Annotated in this window: 15 protein-coding genes, 3 tRNA genes and 1 pseudogene; 14 read left to right on the top strand and 5 right to left on the bottom strand. The window is 74.0% G+C overall.

Annotated elements, in window-relative coordinates; translation table 11 throughout:
* Positions 1-92 precede the first annotated feature (92 nt).
* The 4 genes from rsfS (at position 93) to ABZW10_RS30530 (ending at position 1,523) form a co-directional block, all read left to right on the top strand.
* Complete coding sequence (gene rsfS, locus ABZW10_RS30545; RefSeq protein WP_355372238.1) at positions 93-563, top strand: ribosome silencing factor; 471 nt, start codon at positions 93-95, stop codon at positions 561-563.
* Positions 560-1,207: a histidine phosphatase family protein gene (locus ABZW10_RS30540; RefSeq protein ID WP_355372349.1), complete on the top strand. Its 648-nt coding sequence runs from the start codon at positions 560-562 to the stop codon at positions 1,205-1,207. The genes rsfS and ABZW10_RS30540 overlap by 4 nt, the downstream gene beginning before the upstream one ends.
* Positions 1,208-1,340: 133 nt before the next feature.
* A tRNA-Ala gene (locus tag ABZW10_RS30535) sits at positions 1,341-1,413 on the top strand.
* Between the two features lie 37 nt (positions 1,414-1,450).
* Positions 1,451-1,523: transfer RNA gene (locus tag ABZW10_RS30530), tRNA-Ala, on the top strand.
* Positions 1,524-1,600: 77 nt separating this feature from the next.
* Here the strand turns inward: ABZW10_RS30530 and ABZW10_RS30525 are convergent.
* Positions 1,601-1,909, bottom strand: a pseudogene (locus ABZW10_RS30525) (hypothetical protein); the annotation flags it as partial.
* A 194-nt stretch (positions 1,910-2,103) separates the two neighbouring features.
* On the opposite strand from ABZW10_RS30525, the gene ABZW10_RS30520 reads away from it, so the two are divergent.
* The 7 genes from ABZW10_RS30520 to ABZW10_RS30490 all read left to right on the top strand — a co-directional run bounded on the left by ABZW10_RS30520 (position 2,104) and on the right by ABZW10_RS30490 (position 12,840).
* Positions 2,104-2,176, top strand: a tRNA-Ala gene (locus ABZW10_RS30520).
* Positions 2,177-2,281: 105 nt separating this feature from the next.
* A complete protein-coding gene (locus tag ABZW10_RS30515; protein WP_355372235.1) occupies positions 2,282-3,703 on the top strand; it encodes a hypothetical protein in 1,422 nt (473 codons plus the stop codon).
* Between the two features lie 305 nt (positions 3,704-4,008).
* Positions 4,009-6,945, top strand: coding sequence for a leucine--tRNA ligase (gene leuS / locus ABZW10_RS30510; protein ID WP_355372232.1), 2,937 nt, complete (start codon positions 4,009-4,011; stop codon positions 6,943-6,945).
* Positions 6,946-7,280: 335 nt separating this feature from the next.
* The gene (locus ABZW10_RS30505) at positions 7,281-8,108 is read left to right on the top strand and encodes a hypothetical protein (protein WP_355372230.1); all 828 of its coding nucleotides are present in this window, start codon (positions 7,281-7,283) and stop codon (positions 8,106-8,108) included.
* A 62-nt stretch (positions 8,109-8,170) separates the two neighbouring features.
* Positions 8,171-9,016, top strand: coding sequence for a DegV family protein (locus ABZW10_RS30500; protein ID WP_355372227.1), 846 nt, complete (start codon positions 8,171-8,173; stop codon positions 9,014-9,016).
* Between the two features lie 134 nt (positions 9,017-9,150).
* Positions 9,151-10,095 (top strand): ComEA family DNA-binding protein, encoded by a 945-nt coding sequence (locus tag ABZW10_RS30495; RefSeq protein WP_355372224.1) that lies wholly within the window; start codon positions 9,151-9,153, stop codon positions 10,093-10,095.
* 156 nt (positions 10,096-10,251) lie between these two features.
* The gene (locus ABZW10_RS30490) at positions 10,252-12,840 is read left to right on the top strand and encodes a ComEC/Rec2 family competence protein (protein ID WP_355372222.1); all 2,589 of its coding nucleotides are present in this window, start codon (positions 10,252-10,254) and stop codon (positions 12,838-12,840) included.
* A gap of 594 nt (positions 12,841-13,434) precedes the next feature.
* Here ABZW10_RS30490 and ABZW10_RS30485 read toward each other — a convergent pair.
* Positions 13,435-13,704 (bottom strand): hypothetical protein, encoded by a 270-nt coding sequence (locus ABZW10_RS30485; protein WP_355372347.1) that lies wholly within the window; start codon positions 13,702-13,704, stop codon positions 13,435-13,437.
* 90 nt (positions 13,705-13,794) lie between these two features.
* On the opposite strand from ABZW10_RS30485, the gene holA reads away from it, so the two are divergent.
* Positions 13,795-14,796 (top strand): DNA polymerase III subunit delta, encoded by a 1,002-nt coding sequence (holA, locus tag ABZW10_RS30480; RefSeq protein ID WP_355372219.1) that lies wholly within the window; start codon positions 13,795-13,797, stop codon positions 14,794-14,796.
* A gap of 61 nt (positions 14,797-14,857) precedes the next feature.
* On the opposite strand, the gene ABZW10_RS30475 is transcribed toward holA, so the two are convergent.
* Positions 14,858-15,610, bottom strand: coding sequence for a hypothetical protein (locus ABZW10_RS30475; protein ID WP_355372216.1), 753 nt, complete (start codon positions 15,608-15,610; stop codon positions 14,858-14,860).
* A gap of 230 nt (positions 15,611-15,840) precedes the next feature.
* Here ABZW10_RS30475 and ABZW10_RS30470 point away from each other — a divergent pair, with 230 nt between their 5' ends.
* Complete coding sequence (locus ABZW10_RS30470) at positions 15,841-16,359, top strand: hypothetical protein (protein WP_355372213.1); 519 nt, start codon at positions 15,841-15,843, stop codon at positions 16,357-16,359.
* Between the two features lie 252 nt (positions 16,360-16,611).
* On the opposite strand, the gene rpsT is transcribed toward ABZW10_RS30470, so the two are convergent.
* Both rpsT and ABZW10_RS30460 read right to left on the bottom strand, forming a co-directional pair.
* Positions 16,612-16,881, bottom strand: a complete 270-nt coding sequence (gene rpsT / locus ABZW10_RS30465) for a 30S ribosomal protein S20 (protein WP_355269285.1) — start codon at positions 16,879-16,881, stop codon at positions 16,612-16,614.
* A 169-nt stretch (positions 16,882-17,050) separates the two neighbouring features.
* The gene (locus tag ABZW10_RS30460) at positions 17,051-17,356 is read right to left on the bottom strand and encodes an antibiotic biosynthesis monooxygenase (protein WP_355372210.1); all 306 of its coding nucleotides are present in this window, start codon (positions 17,354-17,356) and stop codon (positions 17,051-17,053) included.
* A 251-nt stretch (positions 17,357-17,607) separates the two neighbouring features.
* Here ABZW10_RS30460 and lepA point away from each other — a divergent pair, with 251 nt between their 5' ends.
* Entirely contained in the window at positions 17,608-19,479 is a 1,872-nt protein-coding gene (gene lepA, locus ABZW10_RS30455) for a translation elongation factor 4 (protein ID WP_355372208.1), read from the top strand.
* The last annotated feature ends 112 nt before the right edge of the window (positions 19,480-19,591 follow it).

The raw sequence follows: 19,591 nt of genomic DNA, 5'->3' as shown, positions 1-19,591 counted from the left end.
CCGGGGCCGCCCGGACGGCGTGAGATCCTGGAAGGCGATCCCCGGCGCGCCGCGCCCGGGGCGCCCCCAAGCCGCCGAGCCGGAAGAACACCGTGACCGCCACTGAGCACAGCCAGGAACTCATCAACGTCGCCGCCCAGGCGGCGGCCGACAAGCTGGCCCACAACATCGTCGCGTTCGACGTCAGCGAGGTGCTGTCGATCACCGACGCCTTCCTGATCGCCTCCGCGAGCAACGACCGCCAGGTCCGCTCGATCGCCGAGGAGATCGAGGACCAGCTGCGCGAGAAGCTGGACATCAAGCCGGTGCGCCGGGAGGGCGAGCGCGAGGGCCGCTGGATCCTGCTCGACTACCTCGACATCGTCGTGCACGTCCAGCACTCCGAGGAGCGCTCCTTCTACTCGCTGGACCGCCTCTGGAAGGACTGCCCCGAGCTGGCGCTGCCGGAGGACGCCATCGCCTCCCGCAACCGCCCCGACGCCCACACCGACGCGGCCGGCAACGCCGTCGCCCCGGCCGAGGTCGCCCCGGCGGACGACTTCGGCGCCGAGGACTACAGCTGAGCCGGGACGCGCGGGGTCCGCGCATCGTCTTCTGGCGGCACGGCCAGACCTCCTGGAACCTCGAATCCCGCTTCCAGGGCACCACGGACATCGAACTGACCGGGCAGGGCGTGCTGCAGGCCCAGCGGGCCGCCCGGCTGCTCTCCGGCCTGCGTCCGGACCTGCTGATCTCCTCCGACCTCCAGCGGGCCCGGCGCACCGCCGAGGAGCTGGCCGAGGTCACCGGCCTGGACGTCGAGCACCACGAGGGCCTGCGCGAGACCTACGCGGGCTCCTGGCAGGGGCTGACCAACGCGGAGATCCGTGAGCGCCACCCCGAGGAGTACGCGGCGTGGACCCGCGGCGAGCCGGTCCGGCGCGGCGGCGGTGAGCTCGCGACCGAGGTCGCCGACCGTTCCGTGCCGGTGGTGCTCGACGCGGCCGGCAAGCTGCCCGACGGCGGCACGCTGGTCGTGGTCAGCCACGGCGGCACCATCCGCACCATGCTCGGGCGGATGCTCGGCCTGGAGCCGGCGCTGTGGGAGTGCTTCGGCGGACTGTCGAACTGCTGCTGGTCCGTGCTGGGCCGCGGCGCGCGGGGCTGGCGGCTGCTGGAGCACAACGCGGGCACCCTGCCCCAGCCCGTCATCGGCGACGACACCTGAGGTCCCCCGGGTGAGGGTGCGGAGGGGGCCCCGGGGAGCGGATTTCGCAGTTCCGGGCCTTTGCGGTTAGAGTCTTCCTCGTTCGCACGGAGGGAAAGCGGCCCGGAAGGGAAGCGGGAAATCCGGCGAGTGAGGGGCTGTAGCTCAGTTGGTAGAGCGCTTGCATGGCATGCAAGAGGTCCGGGGTTCAATTCCCCGTAGCTCCACTCCGCACCCGGGGTCCGCGAGGACCACGTGTGTCGCGGGGCTGTAGCTCAGTTGGTAGAGCGCTTGCATGGCATGCAAGAGGTCCGGGGTTCAATTCCCCGTAGCTCCACAGACTACGGAAGGCCGTCACCCGATGGGTGGCGGCCTTCCGGCGTTCCCGCCGCTCCCCGTGCGGCGGGCGGGGGCTCACCCGGTGGGCCCGGTACGGGCGTGGTCGCAGGGGGCGGTCCAGCCGCCCGGCCCCAGCGCCGCCAGCCGCTCCACCCGCGCGCGGTCCTCCGGCCCGTCCGGGGTGTGGACGGCGACGTACGCCTCCGGGATCCCCGGGATCGTCAGGTACGTCGCGTTCAGCCGCAGCACGCCCACCCGCGGGTGCCGGAACACCTTCAGCGACGTCCGCCGCGAGGACACCTCCTGCCGGGCCCACAGCTTCCGGAACTCCTCGCTCGCCTCCAGCAGCGAGCGCGCGAACTCCTCCCACGCCGGCTCGCCGACGTGCCGCCCGGGGTGCCGCCCGGGGTGCGGTCACCGGCCGCGCCGGGGCCGTCGCGGAGGTCCGGGAGGAGCGGTCGGCGGGCGGGTAGGGGGCCCTCGCGGGAACGGATTCGTGGAGCACCCCCCGGACCGTGTAAAGTAGTCGATGTCGCCGAGGGAAACGGAACGAAACCCCCGGTGACATCGCAGGTCAAGGGGCTGTAGCTCAGTTGGTAGAGCGCTTGCATGGCATGCAAGAGGTCCGGGGTTCAATTCCCCGTAGCTCCACAGGAAACGAAGGCCGCCTCCCGCTACGGGAGGCGGCCTTCGGCGTTCCCGGCTTTTCCACGACCTCCCGGCACGGGCCCCCGGCGGACCGCTACCGTCGGATCCATGGCCGATCTGGAGCGCAGACGCAACGAGGAACTCGCCCGGATTCTCCACCAGCTCGGCTGGAGCCCGGAGCGGCTCGCCCGCGAGGTCAACCTCACCGTCCCGGCCCGGCTCGCGATCAGCTCCACCGCCCCCTACAAATGGCGCGACCGCGGCATGGTCCCGCGCAGCCCCCACGACCAGGCCGTCTGCGAGGTGCTCGCCCGCACCCTCGGCATCGCCGTCACCTACGAGCAGCTCTGGGGCCCGATGGGCGGCCACCGCGGCGCCAAGATCCTCTCCCCGCGCCTGCTCACCGACCCGTGGACCGCGGACACCGCGCAGACCGCGCTGCGCGAGACCGCCGCCGACGCCGGCCCCGTACGTCTCACCGACCTCTTCCGCGGCGCCGACGTCGCCGAGGCCGCCCGCCGGCTGGCCACCCCGCCGCCCGCCCTCTCCGGCGACGGCGCGCTGCGCGTCGACCCGGCACTGATCGGCGAACTCGCCGCCACCCACCGCAGCAAAGTGCGGCTGGAACGGTCCTGCGGCGGCGGCCTCGTCCTCGGCCCCGTCCGCGCTGAACTGGCCATGGTCGCCAAGCTGCTGGAGCTCGGCGGGTACGACGAACCGCTCGGCCGGGCGCTGTACGGCGCGGCGGGCCGCCTCGCCCGGCTCGCCGCCTGGGCCGCCTTCGACCTCGGCCACGACGCCACCGCGCAGCGGGCGTTCGCCGCCGCGCTGCGCGCCGCCCACCTGAGCGGCGGGCGCCGGGACGGGGTGGCGGTGCTCGGCGGCCTGGTGGTGCTGGCCACCTGGAGCGCGGGCGGGCGCGGGCTCGACGTGGTCACGGTGCTCGCGCAGGCGGTGGCGGCGGCCGGGGACGGGCTCGGCCCGGCCGACCGGGCGCTGCAGCTCGGCCGGATCGCCCGCGCCCACGGGCGGCGCGGCGACGCGGCCGGGCTCGCCGAGACGGCGGGGCGGGCGTTCGCGGAGCTGGACGGGGCCCCGGGCGGCGCCGGGGGCGAGGAGCGGGCGGACCTCGCGGGGATGGTGGGGGAGGGGTACCTGTTCCTGGGCGAGCACGGGCGGGCGCAGGCGCTGCTGGCCGAGGCGGTGGGCGGTCTGGGGCCGGGCCGGGCGCGGGTGCGGGCGCTGCTGATGGTCCGGCTGGCCGACTCGCAGCGGCTGGCGGGCGACACCGTCGAGGCGGCGCGCACCGCGGACCGGGCGCGGGCGCTGGCGGCGGGGATGCAGTCGGAGCGGGTGGCGCGGGCGCTGCGGGGGATCGACGCGGCGTTCCGGTCGGCGGGGGGCGGCGTGGCGGGCGCGGGGGCGGGTGCGACGGGTGCGGGTTCGGTCGGTGGGGGCCCGGTGGGCGGGGAGGGGGCGGGCTCGGCGGGTGCATCGCGTGCGGGCGTGGGCACGTCGGAGGGGTCGTAGCGCCGGGTGGCGGGGCGCGGGGCGGAAGGCGCGTCGGCGATATCCCCGGGAGGCGGCCGACCCCCTTGCGGTACCCTGAGCCCATGCGAACCGCGCGCCTGCTCCTTAGTCGGCCGCGCTGACCAGGACCGGCCACGCCCGAGGGCGGAGCCGGAGTCGGCGTGGCACCCCCTCCTGCGAGGGGCTTTTTTGTTTTCCGCCCGGGCCCGCCGCCCGGCGTCCGTCCGGGCCACGCCCGGGCACCCGTCCCGCCGCCGGCCCTGTACGCCGGTTCGCCAACTGACATCGATGGAGCTTGAAGGACCATGAGCGAGACGACCCCTGCGTCCGGTGCGGCCGACACCGCGACCGCGCCGTTCCGGTACAGCGCCGCCCTGGCGGCGGAGATCGAGTCCCGCTGGCAGGACATCTGGGAGAAGGAGGGGACGTTCCACGCCCCCAACCCGGCCGGCGACCTGGTCGACCCGGCCGGCGCCGACGTCGCCGCGAAGCCGCACAGCTTCATCATGGACATGTTCCCGTACCCGTCGGGCGCCGGCCTGCACGTCGGCCACCCGCTGGGCTACATCGCCACCGACGTCTTCGCCCGCTACCAGCGGATGAACGGCTACAACGTCCTGCACACCCTGGGCTACGACTCCTTCGGCCTGCCCGCCGAGCAGTACGCCGTGCAGACCGGCACCCACCCGCGGGTCTCCACCGAGGCCAACATCGCCAACATGCGCCAGCAGCTGCGCCGGCTGGGCCTGGGCCACGACCCGCGCCGCTCGATCGCCACGATCGACCCCGAGTACTACCGCTGGACGCAGTGGATCTTCCTGCAGATCTTCGACTCCTGGTACGACGAGCAGGCCGCCAAGGCCCGCCCGATCGCCGAGCTGGTCGCCGAGTTCGAGAACGGCGGCCGTGAGGTCCCCGGCGGCCGTGCCTGGTCCGAGCTGAACGGCGCCGAGCGCGAGGACGTGCTGGGCGAGTACCGGCTGGCCTACGCCAAGGAGGTGCCGGTCAACTGGTGCCCCGGCCTGGGCACCGTGCTGTCCAACGAGGAGGTCACCGCCGACGGTCGCTCCGAGCGCGGCAACTTCCCCGTCTTCAAGTCCAACCTGCGCCAGTGGATGATGCGGATCACCGCCTACTCCGACCGGCTGATCTCCGACCTGGACCTGCTGGACTGGCCCGAGGCCATCAAGCTGCAGCAGCGCAACTGGATCGGCCGCTCCGAGGGCGCCCGCGTCGACTTCCGGGTCGGCGCCGTCGCTGACGGCAGCGTCGGTGACGGCAGCGTCGGCGGGGACCGGAAGATCACCGTCTTCACCACCCGCCCCGACACCCTGTTCGGCGCCACCTACATGGTCCTGGCCCCCGAGCACGAGCTGGTCGACACGATCGTGCCCGCCGCCTGGCCCGAGGGCACCCGCGAGGCGTGGACCGGTGGCGCCGCCACCCCCGGCGAGGCCGTCACCGCCTACCGCGCCGCCGCGGCCGCCAAGTCCGACGTCGAGCGGCAGGTCGAGGCCAAGGTCAAGACCGGCGTCTTCACCGGCGCCTACGCCGTCAACCCGGTCAGCGGCGAGCCCGTCCCGGTCTTCATCGCCGACTACGTGCTGATGGGCTACGGCACCGGCGCCATCATGGCCGTCCCCGCCCACGACCACCGCGACTTCGCCTTCGCGCGCGCCTTCGACCTGCCGATGCGCTGCGTCGTCGAGCCCACCGACGGGCGCGGCGAGGACCCGGCCGACTGGGACGACGCGTTCGACACCTACGACTCCGTCATCGTCAACTCGGCCCACGACGAGGGCACCGCGGACGGCATCGCGCTGAACGGCCTGAGCGTCGTCGACGCCAAGGCCGCCGTCACCGCCTGGCTGACCGCGCGCGGCATCGGCGAAGGCACCGTCAACTACCGCCTGCGCGACTGGCTGTTCAGCCGCCAGCGGTACTGGGGCGAGCCCTTCCCGATCGTCTACGACGAGGACGGCGTCATGCACGCGCTGCCCGAGTCGATGCTGCCCGTCGAGGTCCCGCAGGTCGACGACTACTCGCCGCACACCTACGACCCGTACGACTCCACCTCCACGCCGAAGACCCCGCTGTCCCGCAACGAGGACTGGGTCAACGTCGAGCTGGACCTGGGCGACGGCCCGAAGACGTACCGCCGCGAGACCAACACCATGCCCAACTGGGCCGGCTCCTGCTGGTACGAGCTGCGCTACATCGACCCGTCCAACCGCGAGCAGGTCGTCGACCCGGCCAACGAGCGCTACTGGCTGGGCCCCACCGAGCAGAAGCCCGGCGGCGGCGCCGACCTGTACGTCGGCGGTGCCGAGCACGCCGTCCTGCACCTGCTGTACGCCCGCTTCTGGCACAAGGTGCTGCACGACCTGGGCCACGTCTCGTCCGTCGAGCCGTTCCACAAGCTGTTCAACCAGGGCATGATCACCGCCGACGTCTACCGCGACGAGCGCGGCTTCCCGGTGCCCGCCGCCGAGGTCGAGGAGCGCGACGGCCAGTACTTCTGGCAGGGCGAGCAGGTCAAGCGCGAGGCCGGCAAGATGGGCAAGTCCCTGAAGAACGCCGTCGCCCCGGACGAGATCGCCGACGAGTACGGCGCCGACACGCTGCGCCTGTACGAGATGTCGATGGGCCCGCTGGACGTCTCCCGCCCGTGGGACACCCGCGCCGTCGTCGGCTCCTACCGCTTCCTGCAGCGGCTGTGGCGCAACATCGTCGACGAGACGACCGGCGAGCTGGTGGTGACGGAGGAGGAGCCGGACGAGGCGACGCTGCGCGCCCTGCACAAGGCCGTCGACGGCATCCGCGGGGACATGGCCGGGCTGCGCTTCAACACGGCCGTCGCCAAGGCGATCGAGCTGAACAACTACCTGGTCAAGCGTGGATCCACGCCGCGGTCGGTGGCCGAGCAGGTGGTGCTGGCGGTCGCCCCGCTGGCCCCGCACATCGCGGAGGAGCTGTGGCGGCGGCTGGGCCACGGCGAGTCGCTGGCCTACACCGACTACCCGGTGGCCGACCCGGCGTACGTCGTCGACGAGACGGTGACCTGCGTGGTGCAGGTCAAGGGCAAGGTCAAGGCCCGGCTGGAGGTCGCGCCGTCGATCTCGGACGCCGAGCTGGAGGCGCTGGCGCTGGCCGACCCGGCGGTCGTCGCGGCGATCGGCGGGGCCGAGGTGCGCAAGGTGATCGCGCGGGCGCCGAAGCTGGTCAACATCGTCACCGGCTGAGGCCGCTGCCGGCGGCGGGGCGGGCGTTCCTTCGGGAGCGTCCGCCCCGCGGCGTTTTCGGGGGACGGGCGTGGGGCGCGGGCAGGGTATGGGCGCGGGGCTTGAGGCTTGGGGCTTGGGCCTCGGGGCGCAGGGCTTGGGGCTCGGGGCGCAGGGCTTGGGGCTCGGGGCTCGGGGTTCACCCCTAGTCGTCCCTGAACCCGTCCCTGAACTCCGGCCCGGCGGCCCTGATCGACCGCCCGCGGGGCGGCTGCCGGGGCTACGGTGGAACCCACGGTGGGTCGGCCCGCGTTGGGCCCGGTGGGGCCGGTTCGGCTGGCGGAAGGTGGCGCGTGATGGAGATCCTCGGGGTGTTGCTCGTACTCTCCGTGCTGTTCGGGCTCGGGGTGGCGGTGCTCGTCGTCGTCGGGCTGGTCAAGGCCGCCCGGGCGGTCGGCGAGACGATGGAACGCCAGGAGGCCAAGGCCCGCCGGGCGGTCGAGAACGTCACGCTCAAGGCCAAGACCTACACCCAGACCGGCCCGCAGGGACAGATCTCCGCCGTCCGCCTGCGCCTGCGCACCTCGTTGGACGGCACCCGGCAGGTCCTGCAGGGCGCCGTCGCGCAGGACGGCCAGCTCGGCGAGTCGCTCGCGCTGCTGGCCCGGCTGGACGCCCATGCGGCGGAGCTGGACGGCGAGCTGCGGATGCTGGAGCGCGAGCCGGACGCCGGGCGTGTCGCGGCGAAGCTGCCGGAGCTGCGCGAGCGGGCCGAGCGGATCACGCGCTCGGCGGAGAGCATGCGCTGGGCGGCGCAGGACCGGCTGCACCGGTTCGCGGAGGACGAGCTGAGCCGCTTGAGTCAGGAGTGCGAGAACGAAGCGGGGGCGCTGCGGCACTGGGACACTGCTGCGGGTGCTGCGGGTGCTGCGGGTGCTGCGGGTGCTGCGGGTGCTGCGGGTGCCTCGGGCGTCTCCGGTGCGGCGCGCGAGGCCGGTTCGGCCGGTGGGTCCGGTGGGTCCGGTGCGCCCACTGGGACGGGGGCGACGGGCGGGACCCGGCCCGGGCTCACCGACGGCCGCGGCGGCCGGCCCAGCGCCGAGGACCTGCTCGGTCTCGCCGACCCGGTGGCCAAGCTGGCGCAGCGGCTGCGCAAGCCGTCCGCCGGGCCCTCGGCCGGTTGAGCCCGATCGAGCGGTGACCCGGATGCTGCCGTCCGGCCCGGGTGGGGAGTAACCTCCGCCTCATGCCCGCCGACCTCGCACTTGTCACCGACTCCACGGCCTACCTGCCCCAGCACGCCGTCGACCGGCACGGGATCACCGTGATCCCGCTGAGCGTCGCGGTCGGCGACGAGGTGCGCGCGGAGGGCGTCGAGATCTCCCCGAAGGACGTCGCGGAGGCCCTGCGCGGCAAGCACCGGGTCACCACCTCCCGGCCCAGCCCGGAGTCCTTCGCCGCCGCCTACCGGTCGGCCGCCGAGGCGGGCGCGCGGGGCATCGTCTCGGTGCACATCTCCGGCGAGCTGTCCGGGACGGCGGAGGCCGCGCGGCTCGCGGCCGCCGAGGCGCCCGTCCCGGTGCGGGTGGTGGACAGCCAGCTGGTCGGGATGGCCCTCGGGTACGGGGTGCTGGCGGCGGCCGAGGCGATCGCGGCCGGCGCGGACCTCGACGGGACGGTGGCAGCCGTCGAGCGGCGCACGGCCGTGACCAGCGGGTTCTTCTACGTCGACACCCTGGAGTACCTGCGCAGGGGTGGCCGGATCGGCGCCGCGCGGGCGCTGCTCGGCTCGGCGCTCGCGGTCAAGCCGCTGCTGCACCTGGACGGGGGGCGGATCGAGCCCCTGGAGAAGGTCCGCACGGCGTCGCGGGCGATCGCCCGGCTGGAGGAGATCGCGGCCGAGCAGGCGGGGGAGGGGGAGGTCGACATCGCCGTCCACCACCTGGCGGCGGAGGACCGGGCCGAGCCGCTCGCCGAGCGCCTGCGGGAACGGGTACCGGGACTGCGCGACCTCTACGTGGGCGAGGTGGGGGCGGTGATCGGCGCGCACGTCGGACCGGGGCTGCTGGCGGTGGTGGTCTCACCCCGGTGACGGGCGACGGGCTGTCAACGCCTGACGCCCTTCCTCCCCCCTGAGGGTGAGCTTCTTTGTCCACAACCCCCGGGTTTTCCACAGGCATTCGGTAATCTCCGCGCCCTGCCCGCGCGGTTCCTACCGTGCTCCGCATGACGAGCATGCGAATCGGCGTACGCAAGCGCCACGAGATCCAGCGGGTCAACGAGACCGCGAGCCTGCGCATGGCGGCCCTCCTGCCCGAGGCCGGGGATCCGCCGGACACCGAACCCCCGGTGTACGCGGCGCCGACCGACTCCGCTGCACCGCCGCCACTCGGTGCGCCGCCGCCTGGTGCGCCGCCGCCCGGCGGCCCCGGGCCCGACCGGGCCGCGCCCGAGGAGGCCGTGCCCTTGCCGGGGCCCGCGGCGAGTCCGTGGGCGGGCCATGCGCTGACGCTCGACCGGCGGGCGGTGGTCGGTCTCCTCGTCCTCCTGCTGCTCACCGTCGGCTACGGCGTGCAGCACTTCTGGCTGGCACGGCCGCAGCGGGTCGAGGTGCCGGCCATCGCCGTCGCCTCGGTGCCGTCCGCCGCCACCCCCGGGCCGGGCCCGCCCGAGGCCGTGGCCGGTGGCGCGGCGGGCGGCGCGAACGCGAGCGACACCGGCGGCGCGGCGCCGGGCGCCGTCGTGGTGGTCGACATCGGAGGCCGGGTCGGCTCCCCGGGAGTGCACATCCTGCCCGGTGGCTCCCGGGTTGCGGACGCCCTGCGGGTGGCCGGTGGGCCGTTGCCCGGGACGGACACCAGGAACCTCAACCTGGCCCGCGTCCTGGCGGACGGCGAACAGATCCTCGTCGGCGAGCCGAGTCCTCAACCGGCCACCGGGGCGGGTCCGGGGCCGCCGTCTGCCGGTGCGTCGAAGCAGCCGGTCAGTCTCAACCACGCGACCCTCGAACAACTCGACACGCTCCCAGGCGTCGGCCCGACCCTCGCCCAGCGCATCCTCACCTTCCGTGCCTCCCACGGCGGCACGTTCCGCTCGCTCGACCAACTCCGGCAGGTGAGCGGGATCGGCGAGCGCACCTACACGGAACTCCGGCCGCTGCTCACCCTCTGACAGTCCGACAACCCCGCCCCCGTCCGCTGCCCCTGCCCGAGAGGAGGTGCCGTCATCGCCACCGCTGCTCCCACCCCCACTCCTGCTTCTGCCGTCCCCGCCCCACCTCGCCCGAACGACCTCCGGCTGCTGCTGCCCGCCGTTGCCGCCTGGGCCGTGACGGCCGCGGTCCTCGGCCTGGGCCCCGGGCACGTCACCTCCCTCACGGTGGCGGCGGGCGTGACCGCGCTCCTCGGGCTGGTCCTCTTCGCCCGCCGGGCGGGTGCGGGCTCCGGCCCGCTCCGCCGCCGGTCCGCCACCGTGACCCTCGCCGCCGTGCTGCTCACCACTGCCGCCGCCACGGCGGCCACTCTCCTGCACACCGCCGACCTGCGCCGCGGGCCACTGCCCGAACTCGCGCACGCCACCGGCCCGGCACCCGAGGTCGGCGTCGACCTCACCCTCACCGGTGACCCGCGCGTGCGCGTCTCCCACGGCGCCGGCTCCGGTTCCGGCCAGGCACTGCTCACCGTGGACGCGGTGGTGGACCGCGTCGCCGTTCCCGACGGCGCCCTCCCCGGCAGGTCGGGCGTGCGTACCGTCCGCACCCGCACGCCGGTCACCGTCCTGGTCCGCGGCTCGGACACCGGCGCGTGGGAGCGGCTACTGCCCTCGACCCGCCTCGCCGCCGAGGTGACGGTCCGTCCGTCGGGCGAACGCGGGGGCGAGTCGGCGGCGCTGCTGATCGCACACGGCGAACCGCGCACGCTCGCGCCGCCGAGCCTGCCGCAGCGGATCGCCGGGCGGCTGCGCGCGGGGCTGCGCGCGGCCACCGACGGCCTGCCGTCGGACGAGCGCGGACTGCTGCCCGGCCTCGTCGTGGGGGACACCTCGCGGCTGCCGGACGACCTCTGGGAGGCGTTCCGGGACACCGACCTGGCCCACCTGGTCGCGGTCAGCGGGGCCAACCTCGCGATCGTGCTGGGCGTGCTGCTCGGCGCCCCGGGGCGGGCCGGCACCGCCGAACGGCGCGGACTGGCCGCCCTGCTCGGGATCCCGCTGCGCACCACGGCGCTGCTCGGCGCCGCCGTCACCCTGGCCTTCGTGACGATCTGCCGCCCGGAGCCCAGCGTGCTCAGAGCGGCGGGGACGGGGCTGATCGGACTGCTGGCGCTGGCCACCGGCCGCCCGCGCCAGGCGGTGCCGGCGCTGGCGGGCACGGCCCTGCTGCTGGTCCTCCTCGACCCGTACCTGGCGCGCTCCTTCGGCTTCCTGCTGTCGGTGCTCGCCACGGCCGGCCTGCTGGTCCTCGGCCCGCGCTGGGCGGACGCCCTGCGCGCGCGGGGCTGGCCGCATCACCTCGCGGGCGCCGTCGGAGCGACAGCGGCGGCGCAGGCGCTCTGCGCGCCGGTGACGGTGGTGTTCTCCGGGCACGTCAGCCTCGTCGGGATCCCGTGCAACCTGCTGGCCGAGCTGGCGGTGGCCCCGGCGACCCTGCTGGGCTTCGCGGTCCTGGCGCTCGACCCGCTCTCGCCCTCGCTGGCCCGGCTGCTCGCCGAGCCCGCGGCGGTCCCGGCCGGCTGGCTGGCCGCGGTCGCCCGGCACGGGGCGGAGCTTCCGGGGGGTCGGCTGTCCTGGCCGGGTGGGTGGGTCGGCACGGTGAGCCTCGCCCTCGGCACGGCCGCGCTCTGCTGTGTGATGCCGTCGCTGCTGCCCCGGCGCGCCGCCGACGGGACCGGTGGGCGTCGACCGCGCGGGAGGCTCCGCCCGGTGGCGGTGGGCGTGCTGCTGCTCGTCCTGCTCGCCGTGTTGCTGCGGCCTCCGTCGCTGGCCCGGATCGCGACCGGCTGGCCTCCGCCGGGCTGGCGGCTGGTCATGTGCGACGTGGGGCAGGGCGACATGCTGGTGCTGCCGGTGGCACCGGAGAGCGGCGACCCGCCCGACAGCGCGGTGGTGGTGGACGCCGGCCCGGATCCGCAGGACGCCGACCGCTGTCTGCGTGATCTGGGGATCAGCCGGGTGCCGCTCTTCCTGGCGACGCACTTCCACGCCGATCACGTCGAGGGGCTGCCGGGCGTGCTGCACGGGCGGCGGGTGGGGGTGGTGCAGGGGACGACGGTGAACGATCCACCGGGTGAGGCCGCCCGGGTTGCGCAGTGGGCGGCGCGGGCCGGGATTGCGCTGATGCGGGCCGGTCCCGGCGAGCGCCGGTCGGCGGGGGCCGGGGTCTCGTGGGAGGTGCTGTGGCCGGACGGAGAGGAGTCGAAGGCCGTGTCGGGCGCGAACAACGCCAGTGTTGCGCTGCTGGTGACCCTGGCGGGCGGTGTGCGGATGGCCCTGCTGGGCGATCTGGAGCCGCCGGCTCAGGAGGCCCTGCTGAGCAGGTTGAGGGCGGAGGGGAAGGAGAACAAAGTGGACGTGTTGAAGGTGGCACACCACGGTTCGGCCTACCAGGACTGGGAGTTGACGGCGGCGTTGGGTCCCCGGCTGGCCCTGATCTCCTGCGGTGCGGACAACCCGTACGGGCACCCGTCGCCGCGCACGGTGGACCGGCTGCGCGCGCTGGGCGCCACGGTGCTGCGAACGGACCGGATGGGCGACATCGCGGTGACGGGCGCCGACCCGAGCCGCCTCGGCGCCGCCGTGCACCCGCACGCCGAACACCCCGGCCCCGGCCCGCACCGCCCGAGGGCCACCCCAACGGCGAAGCTGGGCGCCATGCTTGCGGCGCGTGCTGGCCGAGGCCAGCGCGCGCCGCCCTGGTGACCCCACCTCTCCTTCCCGACCACGTGGGTGGATGGGGCTTGGGGTTGGGGGCAAGTGGTCGGGAAGGAGGGGTGGGCTCGGGCCCGGAAGAAACGATTCTTCGCGCCCGGCCCGAGCGGTGCGCTCGGGCCGGGCGAACACCGAGTGGGTGTGGGTGTGAGCTGCGGAAGGTGGATCCGGGTGAGGGAGTGAACGGTGACATCGGCGCTCCGGCCGAGGCCCGGAGCGCCGATGAGGGGCCTCTTCCTCGGCATCGGTTCTTGTGGGTGGCGGACCGGCTGCGCGCCGGCCGCAGCCGGCGCGCAGCCGTAGTCGCGCCTCGGTGGGCAGGGGAGGGGCGGGCCGCGAGAAAACGATTCTTCCGGGCCGGGCCGGGCGAGCACCGCGGCGGCCCGGATGTCCGCCCGGGCGGTACGTGCGTGCGGACCCTCCGCCCGGCGTAGGAAGTCGGCCCGGCCGACTTCCTACGCCGCGGACCAACCCGGCAACCGAGGCGACCGCAGCGCCGAGCGGAAGCAGGCAGTACGGGCTCCCACCCCCTGGAGTAGGAAGTCGGCCGAGCCGACTTCCTACTCCAGGGAAGGCCACACCGGGTCAGCTTTCCTCGCGCCAGCCTTCGTAGGAGGTGGCGACGGCGTCGAGGGCGCGGAGGCGGTCGGGGGTCCAGCCGTCCTCCGGAGGTTCCACGACCACCAGCCACTGGGCGTCCTCGGCGTCGTCCTCCCCGGCGAGGGCGTCGCGGACGATTTCGAGCTCGCCGAGGTCGGGGTGGTCCGCACCGAGCTCCTCGGCGGCCTCCTCGGCGGCGTCGCGGTCGGGCAGGACGAGCAGCTGCCGGGCGTGCGGGTCGAAGCCGGCCGGCATATCGGTCGCGGGGTCGGCTGTGGGGTCTTCGGTCACCCGCCCATTCTCCAGGGGCGGAGCTGTCCGTCCCCCGTGGGATGCTGGTAGACGATGGCCAGGAAGAGTGCACCCGACGACCTGCTCGCCCCGCTGACCCTCGCGGTCGGCCAGGAGGAGCTGCTGCTGGACCGCGCGGTCGCCCAGGTGGTGGCTGCGGCGAAGGCGGCCGACCCGGACACCGATGTGCGGGACCTCGCGCCGGGCGGCCTGCAGCCGGGCAGCCTGGCCGAGCTGACCACCCCGTCGCTCTTCGCCGAGCGCAAGGTCATCGTGGTCAGGGCCGCCCAGGACCTCTCCGCCGACTCCGTCAAGGAGGTGAAGGCGTACATCGAGGCCCCCGCCGACGAAGTGATCATGGTCCTGGTGCACGCGGGCGGCGCCAAGGGCAAGGGCCTGCTGGACGCGGCCCGGAAGGCCGGCGGGCGCGAGGTGGCCTGCGCCAAGCTCGCCAAGGCGAGCGAGCGGCTGGCCTTCGTCCGCGGCGAGTTCCGCACCCTCGGCCGTTCGGCGACCCCGGAGGCCTGCCAGGCCCTGCTGGACGCGCTCGGCAGCGACCTGCGCGAGCTGGCGGCCGCCGCCAGCCAGCTGACCTCCGACGTCGAGGGCGCCATCGACGAGACCGTGGTGGCCCGCTACTACAGCGGCCGGGCCGAGGCCACCGGCTTCGAGGTGGCGGACCTGGCGGTCACCGGCCGGGCCGCCGAGGCGCTGGAGCGGCTGCGCTGGGCGCTCGCCGTCGGCCAGCCGCCGACCGGCATCACCTACGCGCTGGCCTCCGGCGTGCGCAGCATCGGCCGGCTGGCGAGCGCCGGGCGGAACATGCGTCCGGCGGACCTGGCGCGCGAGCTGGGCATGCCGCCGTGGAAGATCGAGCGGGTCCGCCAGCAGATGCGCGGCTGGACGGGCGACGGCGTGGCCACGGCGCTGACCGCGATCGCGCAGGCGGACGCCGCCGTCAAGGGCGGTTCCGACGACCCGGCCTTCGCGCTGGAGCGGGCCGTGGTCGCCGTGGCCAGGGCCTCCCGAGCCGGTTCCCGGCCGCCGTCGTACTGAGCCCGCGGGCGGCCCGCGGCCGGCCCCGCGGGCGGAGCGGGCCCGCCGCTGCGGCCCGCCGCTACGGCCCGCCGATCGCCTTGAGCATGTCGCGGGTGTCGTCGGTCATGGCCTTGCGCACGGTCTCGCGGTCCAGTGTGTGGTTCTTGCCGACCTGGTAGTTGTCCGTCCAGTACAGCGAGTACGTCATCGCGCCGTCGCGGACCTGCAGGTAGTAGTTGATGTCGTGGAAGGTCTTGTCCGAGCTGGTCGGCTCGTCGCCGTACGCGAGGTAGGCCTCCTCGCCGAGGCCGGGCACGTCGGTGATCTCGTACTTCTGCTGCTCGAAGTAGTGCCGCAGGGCGGCGAACTCGGGCACGGAGTCGACCGCCTTGTGCAGCTCGGCGCGGATGTCGAGGGTGGCGTAGTCGGTGGTCTCGCTGTCACCGGGCGTGCGCTTCATCAGCGCGTAGCAGCGCATGACGTCCATGGACCCGCTGCGGCCGGCGTGTTCCAGCGGGTAGTTGTCCACCATCTTGTACTTGCCGCGGAACGCGGTGAGCTTGCCCGCTTCACAGATCTTGTCGACGGCGTGGTAGCCGCGGACGCTCTTCGCACCGGACTCGCCGTGGACGATGCCGGGCACCGCGACGACGGTTCCGGTCCAGACCGCGGAGGCGAGGATCGCGCCGACGAACGCCCACACCGCGTTGCGCCGCAGGCCCCCGCTCCGCCCGCCGCCCGGGGCGGCCGGTACACCCGGTACACCCGGCGCGCTGGGCAGACCGGGCGGCGGCCCGAAGCCGGGCTGGCTGTTCGGCGTCGGCGCGGGCACCGACGGCTGCGGCTGCTGCGGGTAGCCGACGAAACCGGGGCCACTCTGCGGTGACGGTGACGGTGGCGGCGGTGGCGGTGTCCCCAATGTGTGCCCCCCTCGGGCCCTCGGCGTGGGTGCCGGACACCCGGGACCCTACCGCTCGTCCCGGAGGGCGGGACAGCCACCGTGGCGCTCCCCCCGGCCGGTAGGGTCGGGGCCCTCATCGGCCGTACGTCCCAGGGGGGACCTTGCGCACGCGCACCATCACGATCGTCACGGCGGCCGGACTGCTGGCCGCCCTGACGGCCTGTTCCAACGGCTCGGCGGCGGTGACGGCGGCGGCGACCGGCCCGGTCCCGCAGCCCACGGTCACGCAGACCGTCACCGTGACGGTCACCGCCCCGGCACCGTCCGCGCCACCGGCCCCGGCCGTCACCGTGACCGTCACGACGACGGCGACGGTGACCGCGCCGCCGCCCGCGCCCGCGCCGCTCGCCGAGACCGCGCCCGCCGCGCCCGCCGACACGATCGACGGCAGCGGCACCTTCCTGGTCGGCACCGACATCCGGCCCGGCACCTACCGCACGGCCGGCCCGGCCGGAGGCTCGGGCCGCATGTGCTACTGGGAGCGGGCCCGCGCCGCCGACGGCGACCTCGACTCGATCATCGCCAACGAGAACCTGACGGGGCAGGGCGTCGTCACGATCAAGAAGTCCGACGTCGTCTTCAAGACGCAGGGCTGCCAGAGCTGGACGAAGACCGGCTGAGTACGCCCACCCGCGGGCGTGCCCACCGCCGAGCACGCCCGCAAACGCGAACTGCCCGGCCGGTGGGGAACCGGTCGGGCAGTACGGGGAAGGGGCGGCGCGGCCGACGCTTCCGATCGATCTCTGTGCACCGCACCCGCGTGGCGAACGCAGGCCGCGTGCGGTGCGAAGTGTGCTGCGCACCTCGGGTGTCCGGGTAGAGGGCCGGGCCGTCCCGAGGGGGGTGGGGCCGTCGAGGCGGCCCCGGGGGCGTCAGGCCTGGGCGGCCGTGTTGACGCGCTTGGTGATGGCCGACTTCTTGTTGGCGGCCTGGTTGGCGTGGATGACGCCCTTGCTCACGGCCTTGTCCAGCGCCTTGGAGGCGGCGCGGGCCAGCTCGGTGGCCTTCTCGGTCTCGCCGGCGGCAGCGGCCTCACGGGCCTTGCGCAGCGCGGTCTTCAGCGAGGACTTGACGGCCTTGTTGCGCAGGCGCGCCTTCTCGTTGGTCTTGTTGCGCTTGATCTGGGACTTGATGTTCGCCACGAAGGAGCCTCAGTCTGTGTCATCGGTTCTGGATGTCCCTCCCGGCCGGAGGCTGGGGGAGGGCCGCACCGCGCGGCCGTCGGACCTGCTGAGAGGGCATGCCGAGGCCAGGTGCAGCGCCCCACGCTACCAGGGGCGCCGGGCCCGGCCAAAACCGGGCGGACCCGGCTCAGGCCCGCAGGACCGGCTCGCCGTAGTGCTCGACCTCGGGGAACGGCCGGTAGAAGTGGTGCAGCAGGTCGCGCCACCGCTGGTACTCGGGGGAGCGCCGGAAGCCCTCGGTGTGGTCGGCGAGGGTCTCCCACCCGACCTGGAGCAGGAACCGGGAACCGCGTCCCTCGTCCAGGCAGCGGCGCAGCTCCAGCGAGCGGAAGCCGGGCCGGCCGGCGATCAGCGGGCGGGCCTCGGCGAAGGCGGCGAGGAACTCCTCCTCCCGGCCGGGCCGGACGTCGAGCAGGGCGCTTTCCAGGATCATGGCCGGCCATCCTGCCCTGCCGCGCCGCGGCCCGGGCGCAGGACGTGCCGCCGCCCGGGCGCAAGAGCGCCCGCCGGCCCTTCCGGCGGGTGCCGGGAGGCCCGAACCGGACGGCGGCGCGCGACCGGCCCGGGGGAAGTGGGAGGATGGGAGGAACTATCTCGATCGGACGACCGTCCGGTCGCCCGGGAAGCCGGTCAGCGATGATCCGGACACCCCCGGCCCCCGGACCAACGGAGAATCGGACCAAGGTGCCCGCGACCCCCAGCAATGTGCCAGAGCCCAGCCGTACCGACCCGGCGCTGATCCGCAACTTCTGCATCATCGCCCACATCGACCACGGCAAGTCGACGCTCGCCGACCGGATGCTGCAGATCACCGGTGTGGTCGACCCGCGGCAGATGCGCGCCCAGTACCTCGACCGCATGGACATCGAGCGCGAGCGCGGCATCACCATCAAGTCGCAGGCCGTCCGACTCCCCTGGGCGCCGAGGACCGGCCCCGACGCCGGTTCCACGCACATCCTCAACATGATCGACACCCCGGGCCACGTGGACTTCACGTACGAGGTGTCCCGCTCCCTCGCGGCCTGCGAGGGCACCGTCCTGGTCGTCGACGCGGCCCAGGGCATCGAGGCGCAGACCCTCGCCAACCTGTACCTGGCGCTGGAGAACGACCTCACGATCGTCCCGGTGCTGAACAAGATCGACCTGCCGGCCGCCCAGCCGGAGAAGTACGCCGAGGAGATCGCGCACATCATCGGCTGCGACCCGGGCGACGTCCTGAAGGTCAGTGCCAAGACCGGTCTGGGCGTCGAGGACCTGCTGGACCACATCGTCAACACCGTCCCGGCCCCGGTCGGCGTCGCGGACGCCCCGGCCCGCGCGATGATCTTCGACTCGGTGTACGACGCCTACCGCGGCGTGGTCACCTACGTCAGGGTCGTCGACGGCCAGCTGACCAAGCGCGAGCGCATCGCCATGATGTCCACCGGCGCGACCCACGAGCTGCTGGAGATCGGCGTCATCTCGCCGGAGCCCAAGGTCGCCGACGGCCTGGGCGTCGGCGAGGTGGGCTACATCATCACCGGTGTGAAGGACGTCCGGCAGTCCAAGGTCGGTGACACCATCACCTCGCAGCACAAGGGTGCCACCGAGGCGCTGGGCGGCTACAAGGACCCGCGCCCGATGGTGTTCTCCGGCCTGTACCCGCTGGACGGCTCGGACTACCCGCTGCTGCGCGACGCGCTGGACAAGCTGCGGCTGAACGACGCGGCCCTGGTGTACGAGCCGGAGACGTCGGTGGCGCTCGGCTTCGGCTACCGCTGCGGCTTTCTCGGCCTGCTGCACCTGGAGATCATCCGGGAGCGCCTGGAGCGCGAGTTCAACCTCGACCTCATCTCCACCGCCCCGAACGTGGTCTACCGGGTGATCATGGAGGACGGCACCGAGCACACCGTCACCAACCCGAGCGAGTTCCCCACCGGCAAGATCGCCGAGGTGTACGAGCCGGTCGTGCGCGGCACCATCCTGGCGCCGAACGAGTTCGTCGGCGCGATCATGGAGCTCTGCCAGTCCCGCCGCGGCAACCTCCAGGGCATGGACTACCTCTCCGAGGACCGGGTGGAGCTGCGCTACACCCTGCCGCTCGCCGAGATCGTCTTCGACTTCTTCGACCAGCTGAAGTCCAAGACCCGCGGCTACGCCTCGCTCGACTACGAGCCCATCGGCGAGCAGACCGCGAGCCTGGTGAAGGTCGACATCCTGCTGCACGGCGACGCGGTGGACGCGTTCTCCGCGATCGTGCACAAGGACAAGGCCTACAGCTACGGCGTGATGATGGCCGGCAAGCTGCAGAAGCTGATCCCCCGCCAGCAGTTCGAGGTGCCGATCCAGGCCGCGATCGGCTCGCGCGTGATCGCCCGTGAGACGGTCCGCGCGATCCGCAAGGACGTGCTCGCCAAGTGCTACGGCGGTGACATCTCCCGTAAGCGGAAGCTGCTGGAGAAGCAGAAGGAAGGCAAGAAGCGGATGAAGATGGTCGGCCGCGTGGAGGTCCCGCAGGAGGCCTTCATCGCCGCGCTGTCCACCGACGCCGAAGCCCCCAAGGGCGAGAAGAAGTAACCATGGCGCCACCGCGAGGGGCCCGGAACCGTGTGGGATGCTGTTGGCTAATTCGGGCTCTGTTTCGCCCCGTCGACCTTGTGGTCGGCGGGGCGAAGTGCTGCGAAGTGGC

This window comes from Kitasatospora sp. NPDC004723 (genome assembly GCF_040609255.1).
GTDB lineage: Bacteria > Actinomycetota > Actinomycetes > Streptomycetales > Streptomycetaceae > Kitasatospora.
The sequence above is the reverse complement of the archived record's forward strand: the minus strand, read 5'-3'. Positions and strand labels throughout refer to the sequence as shown.

Coding starts and splice junctions, on each gene's coding strand:
- holA (WP_355372219.1), top strand. CDS start 13,795: ATGGCCAGGAAGAGTGCACCCGACGACCTGCTCGCCCCGCTGACCCTC.
- ABZW10_RS30485 (WP_355372347.1), bottom strand. CDS start 13,704: ATGCCGGCCGGCTTCGACCCGCACGCCCGGCAGCTGCTCGTCCTGCCC.
- ABZW10_RS30460 (WP_355372210.1), bottom strand. CDS start 17,356: ATGATCCTGGAAAGCGCCCTGCTCGACGTCCGGCCCGGCCGGGAGGAG.
- leuS (WP_355372232.1), top strand. CDS start 4,009: ATGAGCGAGACGACCCCTGCGTCCGGTGCGGCCGACACCGCGACCGCG.
- ABZW10_RS30495 (WP_355372224.1), top strand. CDS start 9,151: ATGACGAGCATGCGAATCGGCGTACGCAAGCGCCACGAGATCCAGCGG.
- ABZW10_RS30515 (WP_355372235.1), top strand. CDS start 2,282: ATGGCCGATCTGGAGCGCAGACGCAACGAGGAACTCGCCCGGATTCTC.
- ABZW10_RS30505 (WP_355372230.1), top strand. CDS start 7,281: ATGGAGATCCTCGGGGTGTTGCTCGTACTCTCCGTGCTGTTCGGGCTC.
- ABZW10_RS30500 (WP_355372227.1), top strand. CDS start 8,171: ATGCCCGCCGACCTCGCACTTGTCACCGACTCCACGGCCTACCTGCCC.